This window comes from uncultured Methanobrevibacter sp. (assembly GCF_946184425.1).
In the GTDB taxonomy this organism is placed as follows: domain Archaea; phylum Methanobacteriota; class Methanobacteria; order Methanobacteriales; family Methanobacteriaceae; genus Methanocatella.
On the sequence record NZ_CAMHFP010000008.1, the window covers coordinates 14,821 to 41,021 of the forward strand.

A 26,201-nucleotide genomic window follows, 5' to 3' on the forward strand; every position below is an offset into this window, starting at 1 on the left:
CCTAAATAACATCTTTTTTCATAACTTCTCTTAAAACTGCAGTTGCATAAGATCCCTTATCTATCGAAAATTCGCATAAAACACCATCATCAGTCGCAATAGCTGATGCATCCCACACCTTGAATCTCATAGAACGTCTTAAACCGTGACTTCCTAAGCGAGGCATTTTTGGAACTTCGAAGTCCTGTTTTGTAATATTGTAATTTTTTAGAATATTCTCTTCCATTTCCCCAACTTTTCCACCAGCGAATGGAACTTTTGTACCATATAGTGGACAAGTAGGACTTGCCTGAAATGTTTCAATTAATTCCTGGAATTCTTCAGGAGTTTTATCATGAACTATATGCTCTTCATTATCAATGACAATATCTCCTTCAACATATGTATTGATTCCCATTTCTACCCTATTACTTACTGCTTCATTAAATAGATAAGACTGATAAGCATGAACAAACATTCTTTGAAGAGGTTTAGGAAGAGCATGCAATGCATTCATATATGATTTATCAGTCAACTCCCCTCTTTTAGAATCTCTTATCAATTCCTTAATCATCATCTTTTCATATCTCATTCCTTTACCCATTAAATTAAGAGATTCTTCGAGATTTCCATCATCAAATGCCTGTCTTGCTTTTTGATTTTCCTCAGATTCATCATCCTGAGGATTTCCAATATATCTTGCAACGGCTTTTTCAAGGTCATTTTCAACTAATGCTTCGCCGACAAGATGAGTAATTGTTCTTGGTTTACCGAATCTTTGCCAGCCAAAATAATTCGGAACACCTGTAGACTCCAATTCTTTTAAAACCTCATTAGCTATATCAGCACTATTATCAATATCATCCAAATCTTTAATGAGTATTTTAAACTTGTTTCCTTTAAGCTGACCCATTCTGAGTTTTTTACGGCCACGAACAATCTTTAAAAAATCAGTTTTGTAAATATTTCCATCCAATGCCTTTACCTGATTGAGTTGCTCTTCTGAATCCATATTTGCAATGCAAATCCATTGTTTAGTAATAGCTTTTTTATCTTTCATTCCGGCAAAGCCCATTCTTTTTCTGGAAATATGTAAATCACGAGCAATATCCAAAACAACGTCCAAAGTAGTTCTTCCCAATTTTTCAATCCAAATATAAACATTTGGCCCCTCACCTTCAGGAATTATCTCCGGAATTTCTTCAACATAAAAGTCTTCATATTGGTTTCTGATTGTTCCACCAATACCTTCTTGAGCTGTAACATAAGTATTAGCATTTAACATAGTAATCACGGAAAATAATAATGCCCTGGCCGGGATTTGAACCCGGGGAATGGGATCCGCAGTCCCATGTGTTATCCAAACTACACCACCAGGGCAAACAAAATAAGATAACAATTAATTATATAATTCTTATAGTATTTAAATTATTACCATACCGATAATGTATAAGAATACTCATAACATGTTCTTATAGCCACTGAAACATTATTTGCATTTGAATAATCTCCAGAACTAGACAATACCTTATTATTTAATACATTAGTTTCACTGAATTGATAATTTTTAATATTTAAACTCGAAAATTTATTTTTACACATCTGTGAAACCTCTTCAATAGACTCTTTTGAATTTTTACCATTCTTCATAATTAACGTAATGTCTTCCACAAAAGTTCCATCTGTGAAATTAATTTTTCCACTTAAAATCTCCATTATATCCTGAGCATTATTAGAATCTTTTATTACAGTCGAATAATCAGAATTTTCAGTGAAAATAACATGATTAAAAATTACAAATACAAATAAAAGTAAACTAATTGCTAAAATAGCTTCAATAATAAAAAAATTTCCTTTTTCATCCAACATGAATGATAATAGGATTTTAAAATTAATAAAAAAAGTTGAAGTGTGAAAAAATTAATTTTCACGAATGTGTTTTATCACTTTATCTTTTTTAGCAATTGCAGCATCGGAAGCTTCCTGAACTTTTCTTTTCATTTCCTCAAAGTCTTCAGGAGTTGTTTCACCAACTAACTTTTTGATTTTAGTATATGCCGCTTCCCTAAATAGTGGAACCAATTTCTCATCAGAACCATCTTCTTTCATTAGAATTGGTTCTCCGGAATTGTTTACCTCACCAATCTCTGAAATTGCAACATCATATTTAGCAACTGCCTTTTTAATGTCTCCAACTATCTCCGGAGGTGCAATCAACATCAATGAATCGGTTGAAACACCTAACGGATCTATGTTTAAAGTTTCAAGCATTTTTAAAACATTTGGAGCAACCATTTGTCGGATTTCCTTTTCATAGAATTCCAAACCGACACCAGTGGTGTTTGAAATTTCATGAGCATCACCTCTAAGTCCCCCATTTGTCACATCAGTCATTGCATGAATATCTTTAACAAGACCAGCTTCAAATAATGCATGTGATGCCTGAACAAAATTAACATTCATTGTATCCCATACAACATCGAAAAATCCGTTGTATAATGCAGTTGTGGTTATTGTTCCTCCACCAGAGCCTTCAGTTAAAAGAATAATGTCTCCTTCAGTTGCTCCTTTTCTTGCAGTTGGCGGATAATTAGATACACCAACACTTCCCACAGCTGAAACAAATCGGTCGCCTAAAACCATGTCCCCTCCGACACGCAGTGTGCTTCCTGCAACTATCGGGACATCTACAAGTTCTGAGACTGCAGCAACACCGGCAGTAAAGTCAAATATTTTTGCAACATCCCCATCATCTGCAAGATGAACATCACTTAATATTGCAACAGGGTCCGCCCCCATTACACAAACATCCCTGAGTGTTGCTCTTGTTACATGAAAACCACCCAGGAAAGGATATTCACTTAAACGAGAATGTATCCCATCTACAGCGGTGGTTATATAAACTTCATCATTATTAGCCGGAGCTTTGACAACTCCCCCATCATCCTGTTCTGACGGATTTACCAATGAGGCAGTGTTAGTGGATGAAACTATTTCCGCTATTTTTCTGTGAACAAAGAAGTCACCCGCTCCACGGGAACCAACTCCCATTTCGCCCATTAAAACATCTGCCTTATTAACATTAGCGATTTCTTTTAAAAATTCATCATCACTTTCCTGTAGTTTTAAAGTTGTAGAAACCTCATCAATTACCGCTTTCGCCATTTCTTTTGAATTATCTTCTGAAATATTTTTATATTCCCTTATTCTTACTGCTAAAATATCTGCTAAATCTTCGTATGAGTAATCATCTATTCTAGCTCTTACAAATCCCTCAATATCCATAGTTATATCTCCAAATTAGTGAAATTTTTTAAAATTTTAAGTCCTGCAATACCGCTTTTTTCTGGATGGAATTGTGTTGAAAACAGATTATTTCGGTTTAGTGATGCAACAACATCCCCTCCATAATCACAAGTTCCTGCAATGATATTTTCATCATCCGGAACAACATGATAAGAATGAACAAAATAGAAAAATTCTTTATCAATTCCCTCTAAAATAGGTGAATCATTACATACCTTCAATTGATTCCAACCCATATGGGGAATTTTTACACCTTCCCACAATAACTCAACATGTCCCTTAAATAAATCCAAACCTTTAACGCCAGGTGATTCTTCACTTGAACTCATCAATACCTGCTGGCCCAGACAAATTCCCAAAAAGGGTTTATCATCGTTAACATGTTCATGAATAATATCTTCAAATGGTTTTAAATTTTCCATGGCACTTCCAAATGCACCAACACCCGGCAAAACCAAATAATCACTATCAGCAATTAAATCTTTATCATCTGTGATTTGAAAATCGGCGCCAATTTTTTTAAATCCGTTTGAAATGCTTTTTAAGTTTCCGCTTTTATAATCAATAATTGTTATCATTCGTCCAACCACCCAATAGCTGACCTAATCATTCCACCAAAGTCTGAAAATACAATTTTATCAGTTCCAAGAGTTTTAGAATGTGCATCAAGTTCTGCAACAACATGAGTATATCCCAAGTCTTTTAAAGGTTCCACCAAACGAGGCCCGTCTGTAATTGCAACAGATTCAACATCGAAATTTTCTATTGGAAATGCATGAGGAACTCCAAATACAATAATTAAATCTAAATCTTTATCATTTAAGTAATCCGCAGCAGCATCAGCAGTTATTGGATATTCATCAAGTCCACCAGTAATATAATCAATACCCATCGGCAATTCTTCACGTATATTTTTTGCATGATTCCTGATTCTTTCAAGCCCAATATTTTCATCCAAATTTGCAACAATAATAGGCTTATTGTCTTTGTTAATGTCTTCATAGTTGAAGTTAATAATATCTGCAAACAAGTAAGCAGTCTCTTTTTTAGCATTATGAACAAACGCTACTTTTTTTCCATCTTTAATAGCTTGAACAACGACTTTTGCAACAGATTCCTTTGAATCTCCGAAATTAGGTTTAATATATTTACCCTGCGCCATTCCGCGAGTTTTTTCAACTTGTGTTGCTTTTTCAAGCATTTCAATTTGTCTGTCTGCTTCTTGGCGAGGAATTACACCACATTCAACTGCAGCATCAAGAACCATTATGGCACCAACCGTATTATCGCCTTCACCAGATCCCCCATGTGATTCAACCGGAATTACAGTACATGGCAAATCAGCATTAGCCACAGCTTCCTTTAAATCTTCACCTATAATCATACTTGCACATGTTCCTACAACCCCCATCAGATTGGGTTCAAACATCTCATAAGCTTTAATTAAAGTCTCCTCCAGTTTTTCACCGGCGCCTAAAATAAAATCATTTTCAGCCATCGCAGTTGTTAAGACTCTTACTCCGTCACTTTCTAAAAGCCTGCCTGTTCTAAAACAACAACCGTTTGGCCCATGCATAATAATAACATCAACATTCATGTCCCTTAATGTATAAAGAGACGCAGCAATTGGACTTGGTCTTGGATGCATATTTTTTTCACCTATTAAAATTTTTTATAATAAATAAATATTTTAAATTCGTAGTTAATATAATTATATAATTGAACGAATGGAGAGACTGGCATGAAACTTGATAAAAAAATTTTAGAAGAAAAAATTAGAGAGTACAGGACTTTTAAAAGTTGCTCCGAATCAACATTAATGGGACTTTGTGAAACCGCTGACTACCCTATAAGCCAAGCAGAAATGTGCAAATTAGCTTGCGGATTTGCAGGAGGTATGGGAGGAACATTCGATGAAGGAACATGTGGTGCCGTAACCGGAGCGCTAATAGCAAATGGTTTACTTAATGACGACACATCCATAATCAAAGCTAATGCCAAAGAGATTTTCAACTCATTTAAAGAAGAATATGGAACCGTCCGTTGCGATAAAATCAGTAAAAACGGTGAAGACAAATCTCCATGCGTGGACTGTTGTGTTTTTATTGCAAATAAAGTAGCTGACATAATGAAAGAATAATTTATTAATAACAAAAAATAAAACATTCAACATCTATGAAGGAAACAGAGATTTTTTTAAAGGATAAAGAGAATTGTAATGAAAATTTTACACATATTGAGGATGGAATAACTGACCCAATACTAAAAGAAATTGATGAATTATATGGGGCTGCTGATGTTTTGAGCATGGAACATGCAAAAACACACCACTGGAACCTTTGGTTTTTGTCAGTTTTTGGAGCTGCAACAGCATTTTTATTCCTTCTTTATGATGAAGCTGAATTACACTTACTTGTTTTCGGATGTATAGTCTGCATTATTCTCATATACATCAGTTTAGAATACACTGAAAGGAAAGAATCTCACAGAAAATATACACAATACAGATTACTTGCGGAATGTCTTCGGGTCCAGTATTTTCTTTCGATAGCCGGCATTAAGAAGAACGTAAGCGATATTTTACCATGGTTTGTGAAGGCAGGTGTGCCATGGATCAATGAAGTATTATCTGAATTGCCCCAAACAAATACAAATGAAAAAAAACCAATTATAAATTGTTGGATTAGAAATCAGCGCGATTACCATTACAAAGCTCGCGTAAGATTAACCAGACAACACGAAAAGGAAAGCAGAACCGGACGAAGAGTAATTTATATTACAATTGCTACTTACCTTATTGCCGCATTATTCGAAATCTACATGATGATATCCCCAACAGGAGAAATAAACATCGATATTCTCAATGGAATTTTAACAGCACTTCAACAGTGGAACATAATGGTCGGATATGACCAGGTTGATATGATTCGTGCAGTTTTAAAAATAGTGCTTGGAACAATGTCTGTAATAACATTATTTGTTGGAAGTTATTACGGAAAGATGGCATTATCAAATACAATCGATGATCACAGAAGAATGGAAATGTTGTACGAACAGTGCATAAATAAAATATTGCAAAACAATGAAGAAGAAAGTGAAGAGCTAATCTTAAAATTAGCACAAGAATTCCTGATTGAAAACAGTACATGGTACGCTTATCAAAAAAACAACCAACCAGACCTCACCTTTGAATAATTAATATCAGGAATTTAATGTATTTTTTAGTTTTCTAATTGTATATCTTGCATAAGTAAAGTTCAGAACAGATGCAATTATCCTACCTACAGCCAGACCTACCCAAATACCTGTTAATCCCCAACCAAATACAATACCAAATAAATAAGTAAAGCTAACGGTTAAAATCAACTCACGTATAATTGTCCAGCAAAGACTTGTAGTTCCTCTTCCGATTCCCTGATAGAAAAAGCTTGAAGGCATACCAATACCAACCAAAAGCAATCCGAATGACGCAATCCTTAAGAAATTTGTAATTTCAGGAATTAACGGAGCTGTTTCGGGAGTATATGCAAAAATTAATGACAATTGCGGTGCAAATATTACAAGAGCAAGCATTATTGCAACTGAAAACATCATTGCAAATTTAGTTCCATAAATATGAGTTCTTGAAAGATAATCCCAGTTACGGGCACCGAAAGCAGACCCGCTGACTGCAGCAACAGCACTAGCAATAGCTGTTAATGGCATTATTCCAAATAAATACAATCTTTGACCGGATGTAAATGCAGCTATACCATATTCACCGCCAATTGATGCAACAAACATCAAATAAAAACTCATTGCAAGTGACATCATGAACATGTCCAGAGAGGCAGGAATACCAACTTTTAAAATATCCTTTACAACGCCAAAATCGAATTCAAATCCTTTAAAGGTGACATCAACATAAGTATCTTTTTTAATTAAAATCCAGTACATTATTACGATAGCTGAACCTAAAGAACTGATAATTGTTGCAAGGGAAGCTCCTGCAGATCCTAAGCCCAAAACATAAATGAAAAGAGGATCCAACACAAAATTTAAAACTACTGATACTATCATTGCATACATGGCCCTTTTCATATCACCTTCACCACGAAGAATCCCACTTCCACCATTTGCAAACATGAATGCAAATAAACCGGCAAACAAGGGAGTACCATATTTAATTCCTTCAATTAATGATTGGCCACTTGCACCAAAAGATTTAAGCAGAGGTTCCTGAATAAAAAGCAAAACTAAAGTCAGTAAAACTGATGCCATTAAAAATATTAAAATTGAATGAATAGCCGATTTGCTGGCACCGTCATGATTTTTTGCACCCACTGCACGACTGATACTGCTTGTTGCACCATTTCCAAGCCCTACACTAACTCCATTTAAAATCATGAAAATCGGTGTTACAAAACCAATTCCTGCAATAGCCGCCTGACCCAGTCCTGCAACCCAAATACCGTCAACAATATTATATGAAGCTGTTAAAAGCATGGATATCATGATTGGAATAGCTAACTTTTTAACAGCAATTTCCGGTTCTCCCCTCATTAATTCAACATTTTTATTGGCCATATTATCAGTCACAATTTAAATTAATCCCAAAATTTAATAGAATATGGATTTAATTTTAGAATTACTATTATATATTTGTTTTAAAAATTGATTATTTTACCCTATATTAAAAATCCAATTGTTCTGCAATGCACATTTTACAAACTGCATTAGGAGATTCAAGATTTGCATCCTTTACAGGGCAATAATAAATACCATCTTTTTCTTCAACATATAAAGATCCCGGAAAAGGAGTGCCTACAGGATGAATCGGTTCTTCCAAAATAAAAGTAGTATAAATTGAAATAATTCCGTAAATTAACGGAAATTTGGTTTTTGAGGTTACAGATTCATTAATGTGATATGATTTTAAAGTTGCGACAGCATCAATAAACTCTTCCTTGTCAATATCATGGTCATAACTATTATTATCGCTATGAACATCTTTAATGCGCCCTAAAAAATATTTTGCATATACGGCATGACTTTTATGTTTGTAACTATCCTGCACATATTTACTTTCTTCAATCATTTCTGCATTAACAGCCATCAAATCGAAAACGGAAATAGTGGCGGAATATTCCTTTAAAATATCTAAAACAGATTCTGTAGAAATACTCTCTTCATTTGAAACAACATTTGAAAAATCATCATACATCTTTAACGAATCATTCATGGCAAAAATCTCCTAAATAGATATTACATTTTTTGCAATATAACCTTTAAGTAAGAAAATGAACACCCAATAAAATTACCAACAATACAATATTCAGTGCCGTAAATTCTAACAAATATCTAACTTTAAATTCATCACGTTCACGAATGAGAATTTTAAATGAGATTAAATTAGCCATAGATGCTATGAGACTTCCAAAACCGCCAATATTTATTCCAACAATTATTGCCTCATAATTACTACTAAAACCGCTTAACAACATTGCAGCCGGAACATTTGAAATTATCTGCGATGAAACAACACCACAAATTACCTCATTTCCAACAACCCACTCCCTAAAAAACAATGCGAAAGATTCAATATTTTGAAGATTGCCAATTAAAATAAATAATGCTATGAAAGTTAAAAGCAAATAATAATCCACACCTGAAAAAACTCTTTTAAAGAAATCTTTTTTAACAAACTCCACTTTATTCATTTTTGGCAAAATGATTGGATTATTTGGAATTAAAAATGACATTATAACTAAAAATATTAAAGAAATAATAATATAAGGTAAAAGAAGCATGAAAAATGACTCAAACGGAATTTTAGATATGGTGTACATGACAATATTGTGAGGAGCACCAATCGGAAGAACCATACATCCAACATTAGCAGCAATAGTCTGCATGGAAACTGTAAAAATTAACAAATCAGTTCTACCGACTTTTTTTAAAGCCAATATAGAAAATGGAACGAATATGATTAAAGAAACATCATTAGTTATGAATATTGAACTAAAAAAACAAGTGAAAACCAAAAGGAAAACCAGTTCACGGGCAGTACCTATTTTTAACAATAACTTACTAACAATAATTTCAAAAATGGACAGGTTTTTAAGAACTTCAACAAGAGTCATGATTAAAAAAAGCAATATAATTGTATCCCAATTTATATAATTCAAATAGTTAACATTAGGTTTTACAAAAAAACAGGAAAGTATGGCTAAAATTAATGAAATAGAAAAAACCGTTTCATTTTTGAAAAAATTAATTATAAAAGCCATGATAATAATTTATTAAAAGTTTTATAATAAACTATTTAAAAATAATTAAATTTTAATCTGCATCTTCATCCAGAGTTTCCAAAAGAAAACTTACCGGCCTAAAACCGTCATTACAGGATATCATAGCAGATTTTTTATTTTTCATCCATCCATCATAAAAATCGCTAGCACCATTAGCCAAACCCATTACAAACGGAGAAAGACTTTCCCATGCACTATCACAGAAATTATCCGGTTTAGCCCAACCATTTGCAATAAAGACCTGACCTTCCTCAACATCACATTCATGCTCCAGCGGATTCTCATATTTGTCAATCAAATCATCGTGCCTGACTTTTCTCATGACGGTAATCTTAACTTTTTTCATTCCAATATCTCCAGATCATTTTCTTCATATCTGTTATGGCCCTTAATACTTTTTTTATATTTCCAGCATTTTATTGCATCATCCAATGATTTGTCATTATTATTTTTAAAGAAATCTCTTATATATTGATTATACTGAAATTGTTTATCAATCTTTGTTTTTTCTTTTGAATATTGAATTAGATGATAAGCATCTATTGCATCCCTATAAGTTTTTTCAGGATTAGATTTTAGCCATTTTTGAAATTTTACTTTGAATTTGAAACCTTTGCCTATTTCTTTTTCAAAAAATTCCCTTTTGTCTTCACTGCATTTAAAATTTTCACCCAGCTGAGAGTCCAATGAAATTTCAGAAGGTTGCTGAAAGGAAAATTGCCTTGAAGAATGTTCAACCAATTCTTCACCCGTTTTCAGATAATGGATTATTCTGTTTTCCAAATCAATTTTACTTCCACTGACTTTCAATCCTTCAGACCTGCAAAAATCCTTTAATTCATCTTTTAAAAAATAATATTGCTTAAATTCTTCAGGTTTTAAATTTTTTGATAACTTTGACATGAAAATCTTAAAATAAAAAAAGTAGAGGATTTATCCTCTTGTTATAATACTGATAATGTCGCCGTCTTTTAGCTCATAATCACTGGCAATGCGCATTTTGGACCTTGCATCAACTGCATGCATAAAGTTATCTCCAATATCTGTGTGAACCTGATATGCAAGTTCACGTGGATTTGAGCCTCTTTTAAGTAAAATACCGTCCGGCAGGACATTGCCCTTTTGGTCAGTATATTTATTTTCATCCTGAACCGGATAAACTACAATATTATCCAACAAGTCAAAAATACCATAATTTAAGGCATCCTGAACTCCAGTACTTCCATACTTATCCAGAATATTAGTCTGAATATATTCAAGAGCTTTCTTTTGATTGTCATTTAATTCGTCAGGTTTTAATATTTCAAAGTGATCTTCACCTGAAACATAACTAATCAAACCGGCTTCAGCTGCCCTTACAAGCGCTATTTCAGATTCGGCAGATGTTGGAATTACATTTGGATATTTTTCTTTAATTCTTTCAATATTATCTGCAGAAGTAGGCAAATCAGCCTTATTAGCAATAATCATCATAGGTTTTGCAATGTGCAAGATATTTCTTGTAAGTTCAATCAAGTCCTCTTCTTCCCATTTGTTGTAGTCAGGTTCTATATTCCTTTTAGCTTCAATAATATCTTCAATAGCTATTCCAGTACCTGACAATTGATCGAATAATACTTTTGAAATGTCCAAGTGTTCGGCACCGACTTTTCTTATGAGCCTAACCCAATTTTTTGATAAAATCCCATACATCCACATTACAATTTCATTTTCCAAAAATTCCAAATCATCTAATGGATCATGACTTCCAGCATCAACAGGATTTCCTTCAAGATCTGTTGAACCTGAAGCATCAATAACATTAATAAATACTTTAGCCTGCATTAAATCGTCTAAAAATTTATTACCTAATCCTTTTCCTTCATGTGCTCCAGGAACTAATCCTGCAACATCAATTAATTCGATTGGAAGTAATCTTTTTCCATCAATACATATTGAATTGTGAGGATTGCATGTAACACCCAATTCTGTACATGGACAATCTTTAATTACATGTGCTACAGCTTTGTTAGCATCAATGGTTGTAAATGGGTAATTTGCCATTTCAACCGTAGACGCAGTTGCTGAATTGAAAAAAGATGATTTTCCAACATTCGGTTTTCCACAAACTGCAATTTGAAGCATAATAATCACTTAATAATTTATAACATCTTAATTTATGTTTTTAAAATTATAAATAGTTTCATAAAACATATATTATAACAATGAAAAATGATGATATCAAAAAACCTCAAGCAATGAAAATTCGCCAAGGAATTCAGGATGCAATGAACTATTCCCTACCCGACAAGACCTTCAGCGAAAAGAAAATTGATCTAGTTGAGATTGACATTGAATTAAATAATTTAGGTTGGAATTTTCATAATTTTAGGATTTTAAATTTAACAGATATTCATTTGGGACAATGGATTAATCCGGAATACTTAGATGATTTAATCGATTATGTAAACACTTTAAATATTGATTTAATTACATTGACTGGAGATTATTTCTCCTATGTGATAGATGAATATGAAAAATCATTGGAAAATTCATTTAAAAAGTTAAATGCAAAATATGGAAAATTTGGTGTTTTAGGAAATCATGACCATTGGATGGGTGCAGATAAAATCAGAAAAATCTTTAAAAATGCAAATATTGTTGATTTAAGCAATGATGTATACAACATTGAAAAAGGAGATGAAATCTTAAGCTTATGTGGTGTTGATAGCTACACCGTCTGTGCAGACAATTTGGATAGAGTATTGGAAAGACTTCCAGAAAAAACCACAAGCATTTTACTTGCACACGAACCGGATTTTGCAAAGGAATCCTCCCAAACAAACAAATTTGATTTGCAAATTTCAGGTCATTCTCATGGAGGACAATTCATTATTCCGAAATTTGAAACAACACCTTTCAGAGGTCCGAATTCAACAAAATATCCAGTTGGACTTTATAAAATTGGAAATATGATACAATACACCAGTAAAGGACTTGGAACAAATTCATTTAGAATAAGAATCAATTGTAAACCTGAAATTACAATTATAACCCTAAAAACTAAAAACAAACAAAAAATAGAGATAGAATGATTAAAAATAAAGTTATCAGTTCCCTAAAAACAATGATAACAACAATATTGCTAATTTTGTCCAACATTGTTGCAATAATAATCGTTGATTACATTTCAGGTGATTTTAGTTACGGACCTTGGTATAATTTATTTATTATTGTAATAGGAGTTTTCATAGCCAATTCTCTCCTATGGCCTTTTTTTAGAAGATTTTTAATGAAATACATAATATTGACATTTGGAATTGGTGCACTGATTATCAACTCCTTAATTTTTTATATTGCCACATATTTCATTCCAGGAGTTTATGTAGGGATTTACGGATTTTTTGAAGCTCCGATTTTCATGGCAATCGCTACAACATTTGTTACAAATATTACAAACACAAACTACTTTGACAGATATATTAAAATTATACTAAATTATGCGCTTAAACGGAAATCTTCCATTAAAAAACAATATCCCGGAGTCATAATGGTTGAAATTGATGGCCTTTCAATCAATACCTTAAAAAAAGCACTTGACAAAAATATGATGCCCACACTTAAAAATTGGCTTGATGAGAAAACCCACACTTTGAAAAAATGGGAAACCGATCTTTCTTCACAGACAGGAGCTAGTCAAGCGGGAATATTGCATGGTAACAATGAAAATATTGTGGCTTATAGATGGGTTGAAAAGGCAAACAACAATAAAATTATCGTTTCAGGAAAATTAAGCCATGCCCCAATAATTGAAAAAAGAATAAGTGACGGCAATGGGTTGTTAGTTAATGGAATTAGTGTGGCAAACATGTTTTCAGGTGACAGTGAGATATCCGCCCTAACTTCCTCAAAATTAGAAAAAATAAACAAAATATATAATAAAACACTTCATTCAGTATTTCTTGACTCACAAAATTTCCCTAGAATTTTTGTATTATTCCTATGGGATATTTTGGTTGAATTAAAATCACAGTTAATGCATGATTTGAAAAATATACAGCCAAGATTAAGAAGAACAATTGTTTATGCAGCAATAAGGGCAGGAGCTAATGTTGTTTTAAGAGAAGCAACAACAGATGTATTGACCAATGAGATATTAACTGGAGATATTGACACCGCTTATGCGACATTTATGGGATATGACGAAGTGGCACATCACTCAGGAGTTCAGGATGATGACGTGTGGGGAGTTTTAAAACAGATTGATGTTCAGATTTCCAGATTAATCTCCGCAATTGAAATGAGTGACAGAGATTACCAGTTAGTAATATTGTCCGACCATGGACAAAGTAACGGTGCAACTTTCAAACAAAGATACGGAATAACATTGAGAAATTACGTTAGAAGATTACTTCCAGACGATTTAAAAGTTTTTGAAAATAAATACAATATCGACCACTTCAGAGACGCACTTATGCCAGAAAATAAGCAATTAAAAACTATTAAAGAAAAAGTTAAAACAATACGTGACGATTTGTTTGAAGAAGATGGATTATTGCATAATTTAAAAGATGAAATTGAAAATAGAAAACCTGCAATAATCTTTGAAAATGAACAATATAAAAACCTGCAAAAAAGATATTCAAACAGCCTGGATTATATTAAGGGATATGAAGCAAACGAACATAGTACCAAAAAGGTAAAAGATTCTGAATTGATTGTTTTAGGTTCAGGAAATATGGGTTTAATTTATCTGACCCAATGGAAACAGCGTTTGAATTATGAGGAAATCGTTATGCTATTTCCTGATTTGATTCCAGGACTTGTAAAACATTCCGGAATCGGATTCATACTAGTCAATTCCATGCAAAATGGCGGAATGATTATAGGCAAAGACGGAATCTATTACCTTGACAGTGATGAAGTCGTTGGTAAAAATCCTCTTGAAAAATTCGGCAAAAATGCTACAAGACATCTTAAAAGACATAATGATTTCGAGAATATGCCCGACATCCTAGTCAATAGTTTTTATGATGAAAAAAATAATGAAGTATGTGCATTTGAAGAATTAATAGGAAGCCATGGAGGGCTTGGAGGAGACCAAAGCAAACCATTTATTTTATATCCTTCAGAATGGGAAAATCCAGGAGAACTGATTGGTGCAGAATCCATTTATAAATTCTTGAAAAAAGAAATTAATGAACTAAATTCTTGAAAGCCAATAGTCCAAAATTTCCCCAACATTTTCATCAAAACTAATTGTATTATTCTTATTTTCAGGTATTGCATCAGGAAAATCTTTATTTAATCTTATTAATGTTGCATCAGAATTATTGTAAGTCATCTGTTCAAACGGGTATCGTATGATTCCTGGAGTGTTATAGCCGACTCCAATTTCCAAAAATACAATTTTGCCATCAGCATTATTCAAGAAATTGGAATAATTGTTATTCATCTGATGCCATTTTACATCTTCGACAAAAGTGTTGTCCACTCTTAAGTTCAATTCCATTTCCTCTCCGCAAACTGGACATTTAGGAACCAAATCAGAAGGTATTTTAAAATCTTCAGTTTTATCCAACCATTCAAATACCTTGTCTTCATTAGAGTACAGTTTATCATGACATGGTTTACTGCATTGCAATAGTCCATAATCGCCCTGAGTTGCAAAAATTCTTTCATCATCAAAACCATTTATCCAAAATTGTGACTCAACGTTAGTTGTCAAAACAAAATAATCCTTTTTTTCAACTAATTTCAACAGTTTTTGATAAACATCTGTTTTTCCAACATCATACCTATTTGCAAATATATGTCTTGCCCAGTAGGCCCATTTTTCTTCGGATGTTTTAAATGGGTAAAATCCGGATGAATACATATCTGTAAAATTATATCGTTCAATAAAATCTTTAAAATATTTTTCAAAACGTTTTCCAGTATATTCAATTCCTGCTGCAGTAGAAAGTCCCGCACCTGCACCTATAAGAATATGATCAGCATCATCAATAGCTTTTTTAGCTTTATCCAGTCTTAAAACAAACTTATCCATTAACCATCACCAAATAATAATTTTTTATAAATCGAATAATCCTCATCAGTAAAGACATTGAAAATTACATGTTTCAAAGTGGTCTCAGTATTGTTTAAAAATTCATTTACTGTTTTAATTGCAATTTCCGCAGCCAAATCCTGAGGGAAATTAAAAACACCTGTGGAAATACAACAAAATGCAATTGATTCCAGATTATTGTAACTTGCAATATCCAAACATGACCTATAACAGCTTGCCAAATCATTTTTGTCTTTTACAGATGGTTTTGAACCCGGATTAATTGCAGGGCCAACTGTATGGATTACATACTTTGAAGGTAAGTTATAAGCGCCCGTAATTCTTGCACTTCCAACTTCCTCATCCCCATCATGAACTTTCATGATTCTGTTACACTCCTCCCTCAATTGCAAACCTGCTGCAGAGTGAATCACATTATCAATGCAGCTGTGCATAGGAATAAAACAACCCAGTAATTTGGAATTGGCAGCATTGACAATGGCATCAACATTTAAAGTTGTAATATCACCCTGCCACAACATTATTCTATCTTTTACCTCATCAATATCTTCAACGGAAGTTAAATCTTTATCTAATGTTTCCTTTGTTAAAAATTCATCCTGAACTTTTAAAAACTCACAGGAAAGTTCACCAGGCATTCTTATATTCATCAGTGCCCTCAACAAATTTCTTTTTGACTGATAATCATCGGGAATGTTAATATCATCATCATGTTCATCAGCCAGATATCTAATTAAAAAATCCAACTGTTCAGCAGTGTTTATTTTAATCCCTCCCACAATAGTTACTAAATAATTTAATTTAAGGTATTTAAATGATTTTTGTAACTTTTAAGAAACCAGGTGAGAAAAAAGTAACCATTTAAATAATAATTAAATCAATTTTTAATTATGAATAATGAAAAAATAGTTTGTCCCGTCGATAAAACACTGAATTTAATCAGTAAAAAATGGAGTATTCAAATTATTCGTGACATGTTTTTTGGAAAAAAACATTTTAAGGAATTTAAGGAAGATAAACCTAAATTAAGCAATAAAGTATTGTCAAATTGTTTAAAAGATTTGGAAGAAAATGGATTAATTGAAAAAAGAGTTTTGAATACCACTCCTATCACTACAGAGTATTACTTAACAAAATATGGACAGTCTATGAATAAAATCGTTTATGAACTCGCCATGTTTACATTAAATGATGAATTGGATGACAGCTATCCTGAAGATAAAAGGAATGAATTAAAAAATAATTTCAAACAAACTTTAAGAATTGATGATTAAAATGACTGGTAAAATATATATTGTTGGAATTGGTCCCGGTTCAAGTGAATATCTAACAAAAAAAGCAATAGACACTGTTAAAACATCAGATTACACAGTTGGAAGTACAAGAGCCATTGAATTATTTGATGACATCAACAATAAGATTGCATTCAATGTCAAAGACCTATTAGACAAACTCGAAGAAGGTGTCGAATTAGCTTGCAGTGGAAATACTGTTTCAATATTATCAACAGGAGATCCCGGTTTTTCAGGAGTCTTAAATACTGTTTTAAGAATTTCAAAAGAAAAAGGATTTGATAAAGAACAAATCGAAGTGATTCCGGGAATTAGTTCACTTCAGCTTGCCGCCGCAAGAAACCATATCCAATGGGATAATGCAAACGTAATGACCTTTCATGGAAGAGAAAATATTGAAGATATTTTGCCTGTCATAAACAACGGAAAAACCACAATTGCACTTCCTTCAAGAAAAGTTAAGGATATGGCTCAGTTTTTACTGGATAATGGTGTTGATGAAACCCGAAAAGTTGTAGTTTGCGAAAGATTAAGTTATCCAAATGAAAGAATTGTTGAGTCCACTTTGAAAGATATTGCTCAAAGTGAATTTACATATATGTGCATTATGATAATCAAATAGAATTATTTATCCTTAAAATTCATTTTAAAAGTCATTTACTATTTATTTTAAATATTAAATCATTTATATTCAATAAATCATACTTTGATTGTTGATTTTGAAAGAATTAACATCAAGGTAGATACTATGAATAAAAAGATAAACACTATTTTTTTCATTTTCTTATTTATTTTCTTGATATCTGCGGTAAGTGCGGCCACTGCCGAAAATGAAACAGTTGCAAGTGTCCAGCAACCATATTCCAAGTTATCTAAAATAAGTGTTGAAAATGAAAATACAGAAAAACTGGAAATAACGAATAATAAAGAAATATTAGATGCAAGCCAATCGACAAATATTGCTAAAAAAAAGACAACATTAACAGCCCCAAATGTAAAAATGCATTATAAAGACGGCAGCAAATTTACAGCAACTTTAACATATGGCAAAAAAGCAATACAAAATGCAAAAATCCAAATTAAAATCAATGGACAGACTTTTACAAAGACAACAGACAATAAGGGAAAAGTATCATTAAATCTATTATATAATAGTGGAACTTATGTTGTTTTAACTACATGCAATGGAAATAATGAATTTCAGCCAAGCAGCGCAAAAAGCACAGTAACAATAATAAGCACAATAAAATGCAGTGATTTTGCTAAATATTACAAGAATAGTGCCGCTTATTATTCGACATTATATGACAAGAAAGGAAAGCTATTAAAGGAAACTGCAGTTAAATTCAAACTGAACAGCAAAACATATTCCGTTAAAACAAACACCAAAGGCGTTGCCAAATTAAATATTGATTTAAAACCCGGAAAATATAGCATTAGCTCAATTAATTCAAAAACTTCTGAAACCATCAGAAAAACCATTACAGTCAAATCTTTGATACAAACATCGGATTTGACTATGAACTGTGATGACGGAAGTAAATTTAACGTTAAAATACTAAATATCTATGGAAAGGCATCCCCAAACAAAAAAGTAACATTAAAGGTCAACGGAAAAAGCTATACAAAAACCACGGATAAAAATGGAATTGCAAGCCTTCCTATCAGTTTAGATGTTGGAAAGTATACAATAACAACCGAATATGACGGATTAAAAAATACAAACCGAATAACTGTCAACAAAATTATAAAACATAGTGAATTCACACATTCTTTCAAAATTCCGAACTATGTTAATGTGACAGTGCCCTACGTGTTTCATAATTCAGTATATTCTCTCAAAACTGGGACTGACGGCATAATAAAACTGCCAAAAAATCAATATATTACAATACAAATTGGTTCAAACATTTATAAATTCACTACAACACAAATTAGCGGTTATGATGCAACAAATATTGGGTACAAAACTTATTTTATTCCTTTTGACAATAGCGGAATCAAAAGTGATTTGAATAAAAATAACCTGAAAGGAAATGGAATTTTAATTTATAACATCGGTACATATACTCAAATTGACTACAGAGATACAAGCACAGACAATGTAGAACTATTCGGAATGTATGCTGACAAAGGACTTGACGGATTTGAAACAATAACCTACACCAAAAATGACAAAGTTACAGCAAAAGTCAACTTTAAAACTCTTTCATTCGATGAATTAGGTTTAAAATACAGTTTATCAAAATTTTACGGAAAAACAATTTATGATATAAATTACAACAACATTGATGAAAATAGCGTGAAATTTGCAAATACAAAACAGCCAGTAATATTTAGCATGTTTGGAAGTTATATTGTAGGATACATTTCAAAAGAAGACATAATCACGACATTTACCATCAATGGTAAAGAAGAACTTGAAAAGCATGAAACCATAAGTTATGGACTTGGTGAAAAATATCGCCAGAATTTCGGATTTGAAGTTTTACAAACATTCACAATAATCAATGAAAAAGTAACACTAAAAATACTTGAAGACTGGATTAATAAAAACCCAAATTACATCACTAAATTTGGATTGATGAACCTATATGGCATGCATTTAGCTTCACTTGAAACAGCATGGCTTGCAGATGAAATAGCTGAAAGATATTCGAAAGATTTTAATATTAATTGGAAACGTGGACACACATTAACAATATTGGGAGGAATAAACCTTGAAGACACATATCTACATATTTTAAATGCCGATATGGGAATGGATATTAAAGGAACGGATGCATCAAATATAAAATTATTTAGATTAATGAATTCCATCATTTTACCCAAAATAGAAGATTATTCTATGAAAAAAATAGGCTCTAGATACTTATATAACACTACAAATTCCCTAGACAATATCATGAATGCAATCAAATCAAATTTATTTAGTGTTGTAGAACTTGGTGAGATGTTTTATATAATTTGTGAAGATGGAAAAAATTCGGTAATTGTATTAAACTCAACAAATGGCGTTGCAAACGTATTGATGAGTAACGATAATTTTGCATATAAAGGATCATCCATTAAAACAGCACATGACTGTTGTTCAGTTTTGACAAGTCCTAAAGACATTATTGCAGGAATTAAAGATGCATTTAATCAATTTACAAAAAATGCAAATAATTTCTTAAATAATATATTTAAAAATATACAACCTATTATTTCAGTAGGAACAAGCATTGCTTCTACAACTCTTAGTCTTGCAAGTAAAGTGGCAACAGGCCCTATGATAACATTATCATTACTTGTTTCCCCTATGATAAGCATTCAAAGTATTGGAAACAAAATTAAAAATGATATGATTGCAAAAAATGACTGGCATTATGCTTATGATTACTTTACATTCACACGAGGAGGATATTTGCAAGGCAAAAAAATTTACAACATTCCCAATATGCAGGGAGGATATGATTATGTGGAAGTTACCGTCAATAAAGACAATTCCTTAAATAGAGAGGATGCATTATATATTAGTAATGGAAAAACCAGAAAATTAACTAAAAAAGAAACTTATTCATACTTTGAAGATGAATATTGGAGTCCCATCAACATTCCTACAAAATACTGGGATGAAAGCTGGAAAGGTGTAATCAAATGAAAAATAATACAATTCTAGAAGTATTGGGAGTTATATTTTTTATCTTGTTATTTTTAATAGCATGCACTAGAAATGAAATATTAATCCTAATATGGGCACTAGTAACAGCAATTCTTTCAATATTTATATTAAAAGTATTGATTACCGATAAAAACAGAATTATTGATATATTCAAAAATCAACACATAATTATTCGAATATTAACCATTATATTTGTGCTTTCTGCAATATTTGAATTAATAACAATCCAAAATTTCAATATTACTTGGACAATATTTTTAATATTAATTATTGCTGAGTTTTGTCAATGGTTTTTTAAAAAAGAAGAATAATAAAGTTAAAATTTAAATTTTAACTTTTTTTAATTTTTTTACAACACAATAGCTTCCTGTGCAACTTCATCATTGTCCTCATCATCATATAAGATGTGAGCTAATTTTAATAATTTGTCCTGACCTTTAACTTCATCTTTGAATAAAGGAATTTCAGCTATATGCTGATTTGGGAATTTCTGATCAATTAAAGCCAAACGTTTTTGCTGCAATTTATGTCTTGAATGACAGAAATCACAGTCACAAATATCCGGCATTACTTGATTTACAATAACACTGTCAACAGTGATGTCATGTTTTCCAAGTGCTTCAAGTGCTCTTTCAGATTCATAAATTGACATTTCTTCAGGAATAACAACCATTTTAAATGTTGTTCTGTCAGGATCTGATAAAATCTCTTTTGCCTTGTCAATTTCTTCTTTAGTTCTTTTTAAATCTTCAGAAGTTTGAGGATCATCAACTGCCTCCATGAATGGCATGATTTTTTTAAGAGCATTGGTAGCACTACCCAATTTTGCTTTAGCCATCATCAATTTACCAACCCAAGAGTCCATTACTTCAGGGAAGGACAATAACCTTAAAGTGTGTCCGGTTGGTGCGGTATCAAATACCACAACATCATATTCATCGGAATTCATTACAGCCATGAACATTTCAAATGCAGCCGCCTCATCAGCACCAGGAGAAGAGGATGCCATATCCAGTTGATCAGTTAAAAAGTCCATATTCAATAATCCTCCTTCATCGGATGGATTAGCAGCTTTTTGAGCTTCAAGTGCAGCTTGCTTTTGAGCCATTGCTTCATCAGGGTCAATTTCAACTGCAAACAGATTAGTTTTAATTTCACGAGGATAACTTCCAATTGGAACTTCTAAAGAATCTGCTAAAGAGTGTGCCGGGTCAGTTGATACAATTAAAGTTTTTTTACCCTGTTCAGCTAACCATAATGCAGTAGCAGAAGAAACAGAAGTTTTTCCAACTCCTCCTTTTCCACCTACAAAAATAAATGTTGTTTTATCCTTATTAAATTTGAAATAATCTCTAAATGCCAAATAAATGACCTCCTTATATAAGATAGATTTTAGTTACTAAATGTAATTTTAATTAATCAAGTATATAAATTATTTGATAGGTTAACCGACATCAAGAATATAATTGGGAAGAGATTTAATCTAATTAAAAAATTAATTGTCCCATTTTCCAAAATACCATACACCATCAATTTTTATAAACGTAGCAACAGTATTTAAAGTCCATTTGCCACGAGCCCCGTATACCTTAGCTGTTAATGTTACATCAGCAATCAGAGAAGCAGCATTATTATCACCCCAAAGTATTGTAGGCTCCCCAATTTCTGATTTGTAATAATTGAGTGTTCCATCCATCACTTCGCCAATGAATTCACTTTTAGATTGAGTTTTACCGGACATATGAACTAACTGGTAACTCTCATCAATGATTTCATTTAATTTATCTTCATCCTTATCTATTAACGCCTGTTGAAATTCAATAAATCTATTAAGAATCTCTTCATCGGCATTTGAAAAAGATTTTTCACAAATTAATTCTACATCTGACATAATATACTATATAAATTAATAAATACATAATAATTTATGTATGAATGATTAAAGGTTGGTGAAACTATTAGTGAAATTCCAAAAATTAACGTAGAAAAAACAAAAGAAGACATTGTTAATTTCATTAAATCTAAAGTAAACGAAGCTAAAACTGATGGAATAGTTGTTGGTTTAAGTGGAGGAATCGATTCCACATTAGCTGCATATTTAGCATGTGAAGCTGTTGGAAAAGAAAATGTATTTGGAATTATAATGCCATCTACCACAACACCAACAGAAGATAAACTTCACGGAATCTCAATAGCTCAAGGATTAGGAATTGAATATAAAGAAATAGCTATTGACAGCATATTAAATGAATTTTTATTAATGACCCAACTTGAAGAAAATAATTTAGCTATCGGAAACCTCAAAGCTAGAATTAGAATGTCAATCATATATTACTATGCAAATGCTAAAAATTACCTCGTCAGCGGAACAGGTAACAAAAGTGAAATTCTAATTGGTTATTTTACAAAACATGGGGACGGCGCATGTGATATTGAACCAATTGGAGATTTATACAAAACTGATGTTTACAGGTTAAGTGAATATTTAGGGGTTCCACAGGAGATTATTGACAAACCGCCTCGTGCAGGATTATGGAATAATCAGACTGATGAAGCAGAAATTGGAATGTCTTATGACTTAATCGATCAAATTCTTTATCAATACATTGATAATGACAAAAAAGACAGTGAAATTTCTGAAATTTTAGAAATATCACAAGATGATGTTGATATGATTATTAATAAAATAAACCGGAACAGACACAAAAGCAAAGTTCCTGAAAGTCCTCAAAAAACAATCTTATAATGGTGATTTGGTGAGCGAAAATATAGAAAAGAAATGGCAGAAAAAATGGGCAGATGCAAAGCTATTTGAATCCAACCCAGACGAGCGAGAAAAATTATTCCTTACTGTAGCTTTTCCATACCCTAGTGGAGCAATGCACATAGGTCACGGACGTACATATACTGTGCCTGATGTTTATGCAAGATTCAAAAGAATGGAAGGTTACAATGTTTTATTCCCAATGGCCTGGCACGTTACCGGTGCACCAGTTATTGGAATTGCAGACAGGATTAAAAGAAAAGACCCATGGACACTTGATTTATATGAAAGAGTTCACGGAGTTCCAAAAGAAACTTTACCACAATTGGAAGACCCCGAATTCATCGTAAAATACTTCTCTACAGAATACCATGAAGTGATGGAAGAAATGGGTTATTCAATTGACTGGAGAAGAGAATTCAGAACAATCGACCCGACATATAAAAAATTTATAGAATGGCAGATTACCACCCTATACGAAAAGGGATTAATTGCAAAAGGGGAACACCCTGTCAAATACTGTCCGAACTGTGACAACCCAGTCGGAGATCACGATTTACTTGAAGGAGAAGGAGTTGGAGTAAACGAATTAACTCTTTTAAAATTCCCAATTGGAAATAAAATTTTAGTTACTGCAACTTTAAGGCCAGAAACCATCGTTGGAGCTACCAACATTTGGTTAAACCCAGATGTAGAATATGTTTTAGTTAATGCAAACGGAGAAAACTGGGTAATTACAAAAGAAGCTCACTACAACTTATCCAATCAAATTAAAGATTTAGACATTATTGAAGAAATTAATCCAAATGATTTAATTGGTAAAATGGCTACAAATCCATTTACTGGAGATGAATTGCCTATTTTCCCAGCCAGCTTTGTAAGTGCATCTTACGGAAGCGGTGTAGTATTTTCAGAACCTGCCGATGCACCTGCAGATTATATTGCACTCCAAGATTTAAAAAATAATGACGAATTAATAAGCAAATATAACTTAAAAGGCATTATTGAAAATGTAGAACCGATACCAGTATGTACTCTAAAAGGATATGGAGAAATTCCTGCTAAAGATATTATTGAAAGACTTGGAATTACAGACCAAAATGATGAAAAATTGCATGAAGCCACTAACGAGTTATACAAACAGCAACACAGTAAGGGTAAAATCATAGATTCCATCCCAGGTTTCGGAGGAATGAAAGTTCGTTTTGCTCGTGAAGAGTTAAAAGAAAAATTAATTTCCGACAATATGGCTACAATCATGTATGACTTTGCTGAAAGGCCTGTGGTCTGCAGATGCGGTAACAACTGTGTAGTTAAAATCATGGACGACCAGTGGTTCATGAAATATGGAAATGAGGAATGGACTGAAAAAACATTGAAAGTTCTTGAAGGCGAAACAATCATTCCAAAAGAACTCAAAAGCAATTTTGAATATTATATCAATTGGCTGGATGATTGGGCATGCTCAAGAAAAGTAGGTCTTGGAACAAGACTTCCTTGGGACAATCAATGGTTAATTGAACCTTTAACCGACTCAACCATCTACATGTCCTATTATTCCATAGCAAAATACTTAAAAGACATGAATCCGGATGATTTAAATATTGCATTTTTCGATAAAGTTCTTTTAAACAAAGATTCAGGAGACATCACTGTACCTGCAGAAAAAGTTAAAGAAATTCAGGATGAATTCAACTATTGGTACCCTCTTGATTGGAGATTATCCGCAAAAGATTTAGTAGGTAACCACTTAAGCTTCTTAATGTTTACCCACAGTGCAATATATCCTGAAGCAAAATGGCCAAAAGGAACTGTAGTGTTTGGAATGGGTCTTTTAGAAGGAAATAAAATGTCTTCATCAAAAGGTAATGTGATTCTCCTAAAAGATGCGATTCGCGATTACACAGCAGATGTTGTAAGGCTTTTCCTGATGGCTTCCGCTGAACCATGGCAAGACTTCGACTGGAGGGAAAAAGAAGTACTTGGAACCAAAAGAAGACTTGAATGGTTTAGAGAATTCGCAGCCAAAGTTGAAGAAATCAAAGGTTCTGATTTAGACTTAAGCAATATTGAAGAGGTTGAACTTACAAGAACAATCGATTTGTGGATGATAAGTCAACTCAACCAACACATTAAAAAATCAACTGAAGCACTGGAAGTATTCCAGACAAGACAAGCACTTCAAGATTCATTATTCTTACTTAAAAAAGATGTTGATCACTACCTATACAGAGTTAACCACCTTCTTGACTCACAAGATCCTGCAATTGTATATGTCTTATCAACCGTGCTGGAAAATTGGATTAGACTTTTAGCACCGTTTACACCGCATACATCGGAGGAATTATGGAGCACCTATGGAGGAAAAGGATTTGTCAGCGAAGCCAGCTGGCCGGAAGCTGATGAGACAAAAGTAAGTTCCGAAATTGAAAAATCAGAAGAACTGGTGGAAAACATTATTAAAGATATTGACCATATTAAACAAATGGTTGGAGACGATATTGAAAAAGTCCACATATATCTTGCTCCTGATTGGAAATGGGAATTATATAAAATAGCTGATGAAGTTGGAAAACCTGACATTGGCCAAATTATGGGAAGAGCCATTGGAGCCAACATCTATGATGATAAAAAAGAAATAGCTATGGTAGCCAAAAAAATCGGTAAAGAAATTACTAAAACCAGATACATTGGTAAAATCAACGAAGAAGAAATTTTAACCGATGCACTTGACTACATCAAACAGGAATGTGGAAATGATGTAATTATCCACACTGATGATTCCTATGACCCACAAAATAAGGCTAAAAATGCAATGCCTTATAAACCTGCAATATTTATGGAATAATCCTATTAT

Annotated in this window: 25 protein-coding genes and 1 tRNA gene; 10 read left to right on the forward strand and 16 right to left on the reverse strand. The window is 32.6% G+C overall.

Features of this window, described 5'->3' with window-relative positions:
* Position 1: 1 nt before the first annotated feature.
* The 6 genes from truD to cfbD form a co-directional block, all read right to left on the reverse strand.
* Positions 2-1,264 (reverse strand): tRNA pseudouridine(13) synthase TruD, encoded by a 1,263-nt coding sequence (gene truD, locus Q0P94_RS02650; RefSeq protein WP_295113541.1) that lies wholly within the window; start codon positions 1,262-1,264, stop codon positions 2-4.
* Positions 1,265-1,285: 21 nt separating this feature from the next.
* Positions 1,286-1,359, reverse strand: a tRNA-Arg gene (locus tag Q0P94_RS02655).
* 51 nt (positions 1,360-1,410) lie between these two features.
* Positions 1,411-1,848, reverse strand: coding sequence for a hypothetical protein (locus Q0P94_RS02660; RefSeq protein ID WP_295113543.1), 438 nt, complete (start codon positions 1,846-1,848; stop codon positions 1,411-1,413).
* A gap of 51 nt (positions 1,849-1,899) precedes the next feature.
* The gene (locus Q0P94_RS02665) at positions 1,900-3,264 is read right to left on the reverse strand and encodes an AIR synthase-related protein (RefSeq protein ID WP_295113545.1); all 1,365 of its coding nucleotides are present in this window, start codon (positions 3,262-3,264) and stop codon (positions 1,900-1,902) included.
* A gap of 2 nt (positions 3,265-3,266) precedes the next feature.
* Positions 3,267-3,863, reverse strand: a complete 597-nt coding sequence (hisH, locus tag Q0P94_RS02670) for an imidazole glycerol phosphate synthase subunit HisH (RefSeq protein WP_295113547.1) — start codon at positions 3,861-3,863, stop codon at positions 3,267-3,269.
* Complete coding sequence (cfbD, locus tag Q0P94_RS02675) at positions 3,860-4,933, reverse strand: Ni-sirohydrochlorin a,c-diamide reductive cyclase catalytic subunit (RefSeq protein WP_295113549.1); 1,074 nt, start codon at positions 4,931-4,933, stop codon at positions 3,860-3,862. The genes hisH and cfbD overlap by 4 nt, the downstream gene beginning before the upstream one ends.
* A 93-nt stretch (positions 4,934-5,026) precedes the next feature.
* On the opposite strand from cfbD, the gene Q0P94_RS02680 reads away from it, so the two are divergent.
* Entirely contained in the window at positions 5,027-5,425 is a 399-nt protein-coding gene (locus tag Q0P94_RS02680; RefSeq protein ID WP_295113551.1) for a C-GCAxxG-C-C family protein, read from the forward strand.
* Positions 5,426-5,460: 35 nt separating this feature from the next.
* Positions 5,461-6,480 carry a hypothetical protein gene (locus tag Q0P94_RS02685; protein WP_295113553.1) on the forward strand — a complete coding sequence of 340 codons (1,020 nt, stop codon included), beginning with the start codon at positions 5,461-5,463 and terminating at the stop codon, positions 6,478-6,480.
* A gap of 6 nt (positions 6,481-6,486) precedes the next feature.
* Here the strand turns inward: Q0P94_RS02685 and Q0P94_RS02690 are convergent, their stop codons facing one another.
* The 6 genes from Q0P94_RS02690 to Q0P94_RS02715 form a co-directional block, all read right to left on the reverse strand.
* Positions 6,487-7,851, reverse strand: a complete 1,365-nt coding sequence (locus tag Q0P94_RS02690) for an MATE family efflux transporter (protein ID WP_295113555.1) — start codon at positions 7,849-7,851, stop codon at positions 6,487-6,489.
* Between the two features lie 106 nt (positions 7,852-7,957).
* Positions 7,958-8,506, reverse strand: coding sequence for a DUF2115 domain-containing protein (locus Q0P94_RS02695; protein ID WP_295113557.1), 549 nt, complete (start codon positions 8,504-8,506; stop codon positions 7,958-7,960).
* A gap of 46 nt (positions 8,507-8,552) precedes the next feature.
* A complete protein-coding gene (locus tag Q0P94_RS02700; RefSeq protein ID WP_295113559.1) occupies positions 8,553-9,554 on the reverse strand; it encodes an SLC13 family permease in 1,002 nt (333 codons plus the stop codon).
* Positions 9,555-9,606: 52 nt separating this feature from the next.
* The gene (locus Q0P94_RS02705) at positions 9,607-9,921 is read right to left on the reverse strand and encodes a TIGR04076 family protein (protein ID WP_295113561.1); all 315 of its coding nucleotides are present in this window, start codon (positions 9,919-9,921) and stop codon (positions 9,607-9,609) included.
* Complete coding sequence (locus Q0P94_RS02710) at positions 9,918-10,478, reverse strand: DUF6434 domain-containing protein (RefSeq protein WP_295113562.1); 561 nt, start codon at positions 10,476-10,478, stop codon at positions 9,918-9,920. Before Q0P94_RS02710 ends, Q0P94_RS02705 begins: the two co-directional genes overlap by 4 nt.
* A 30-nt stretch (positions 10,479-10,508) precedes the next feature.
* Positions 10,509-11,699, reverse strand: a complete 1,191-nt coding sequence (locus tag Q0P94_RS02715; RefSeq protein WP_295113563.1) for a redox-regulated ATPase YchF — start codon at positions 11,697-11,699, stop codon at positions 10,509-10,511.
* Positions 11,700-11,779: 80 nt separating this feature from the next.
* Here Q0P94_RS02715 and Q0P94_RS02720 point away from each other — a divergent pair, with 80 nt between their 5' ends.
* Both Q0P94_RS02720 and Q0P94_RS02725 read left to right on the forward strand, forming a co-directional pair.
* Positions 11,780-12,649: a metallophosphoesterase gene (locus tag Q0P94_RS02720; RefSeq protein WP_295113564.1), complete on the forward strand. Its 870-nt coding sequence runs from the start codon at positions 11,780-11,782 to the stop codon at positions 12,647-12,649.
* The gene (locus tag Q0P94_RS02725; protein ID WP_295113565.1) at positions 12,646-14,769 is read left to right on the forward strand and encodes a phage holin family protein; all 2,124 of its coding nucleotides are present in this window, start codon (positions 12,646-12,648) and stop codon (positions 14,767-14,769) included. Before Q0P94_RS02720 ends, Q0P94_RS02725 begins: the two co-directional genes overlap by 4 nt.
* Here the strand turns inward: Q0P94_RS02725 and Q0P94_RS02730 are convergent.
* Both Q0P94_RS02730 and Q0P94_RS02735 read right to left on the reverse strand, forming a co-directional pair.
* Positions 14,758-15,603 (reverse strand): hypothetical protein, encoded by an 846-nt coding sequence (locus tag Q0P94_RS02730; RefSeq protein ID WP_295113566.1) that lies wholly within the window; start codon positions 15,601-15,603, stop codon positions 14,758-14,760. The two genes, Q0P94_RS02725 and Q0P94_RS02730, sit on opposite strands and share 12 nt — an antisense overlap.
* Positions 15,603-16,403, reverse strand: coding sequence for a protein-ADP-ribose hydrolase (locus Q0P94_RS02735; RefSeq protein WP_295113567.1), 801 nt, complete (start codon positions 16,401-16,403; stop codon positions 15,603-15,605). Before Q0P94_RS02735 ends, Q0P94_RS02730 begins: the two co-directional genes overlap by 1 nt.
* 111 nt (positions 16,404-16,514) lie before the next feature.
* Here Q0P94_RS02735 and Q0P94_RS02740 point away from each other — a divergent pair, with 111 nt between their 5' ends.
* The 4 genes from Q0P94_RS02740 to Q0P94_RS02755 all read left to right on the forward strand — a co-directional run bounded on the left by Q0P94_RS02740 (position 16,515) and on the right by Q0P94_RS02755 (position 20,891).
* Complete coding sequence (locus tag Q0P94_RS02740) at positions 16,515-16,898, forward strand: helix-turn-helix domain-containing protein (RefSeq protein WP_295113568.1); 384 nt, start codon at positions 16,515-16,517, stop codon at positions 16,896-16,898.
* A gap of 1 nt (position 16,899) precedes the next feature.
* Positions 16,900-17,538 (forward strand): cobalt-precorrin-7 (C(5))-methyltransferase, encoded by a 639-nt coding sequence (locus Q0P94_RS02745; RefSeq protein ID WP_295113569.1) that lies wholly within the window; start codon positions 16,900-16,902, stop codon positions 17,536-17,538.
* Between the two features lie 126 nt (positions 17,539-17,664).
* On the forward strand, positions 17,665-20,559 hold the full coding sequence (locus Q0P94_RS02750; protein ID WP_295113570.1) for an Ig-like domain-containing protein: 2,895 nt from the start codon (positions 17,665-17,667) through the stop codon (positions 20,557-20,559).
* A complete protein-coding gene (locus Q0P94_RS02755; RefSeq protein ID WP_295113571.1) occupies positions 20,556-20,891 on the forward strand; it encodes a hypothetical protein in 336 nt (111 codons plus the stop codon). Before Q0P94_RS02750 ends, Q0P94_RS02755 begins: the two co-directional genes overlap by 4 nt.
* A gap of 38 nt (positions 20,892-20,929) precedes the next feature.
* Here Q0P94_RS02755 and Q0P94_RS02760 read toward each other — a convergent pair whose 3' ends face one another.
* Together Q0P94_RS02760 and Q0P94_RS02765 are read right to left on the reverse strand one after the other, a co-directional pair.
* Positions 20,930-21,943 (reverse strand): TRC40/GET3/ArsA family transport-energizing ATPase, encoded by a 1,014-nt coding sequence (locus Q0P94_RS02760; RefSeq protein ID WP_295113572.1) that lies wholly within the window; start codon positions 21,941-21,943, stop codon positions 20,930-20,932.
* A gap of 132 nt (positions 21,944-22,075) precedes the next feature.
* The gene (locus Q0P94_RS02765; RefSeq protein WP_295113573.1) at positions 22,076-22,471 is read right to left on the reverse strand and encodes a nuclear transport factor 2 family protein; all 396 of its coding nucleotides are present in this window, start codon (positions 22,469-22,471) and stop codon (positions 22,076-22,078) included.
* Between the two features lie 84 nt (positions 22,472-22,555).
* Here Q0P94_RS02765 and Q0P94_RS02770 point away from each other — a divergent pair, with 84 nt between their 5' ends.
* Both Q0P94_RS02770 and leuS read left to right on the forward strand, forming a co-directional pair.
* Positions 22,556-23,326, forward strand: coding sequence for an NAD+ synthase (locus Q0P94_RS02770; RefSeq protein ID WP_295113615.1), 771 nt, complete (start codon positions 22,556-22,558; stop codon positions 23,324-23,326).
* A 10-nt stretch (positions 23,327-23,336) separates the two neighbouring features.
* On the forward strand, positions 23,337-26,192 hold the full coding sequence (leuS, locus tag Q0P94_RS02775) for a leucine--tRNA ligase (RefSeq protein ID WP_295113574.1): 2,856 nt from the start codon (positions 23,337-23,339) through the stop codon (positions 26,190-26,192).
* Positions 26,193-26,201 lie beyond the last annotated feature (9 nt).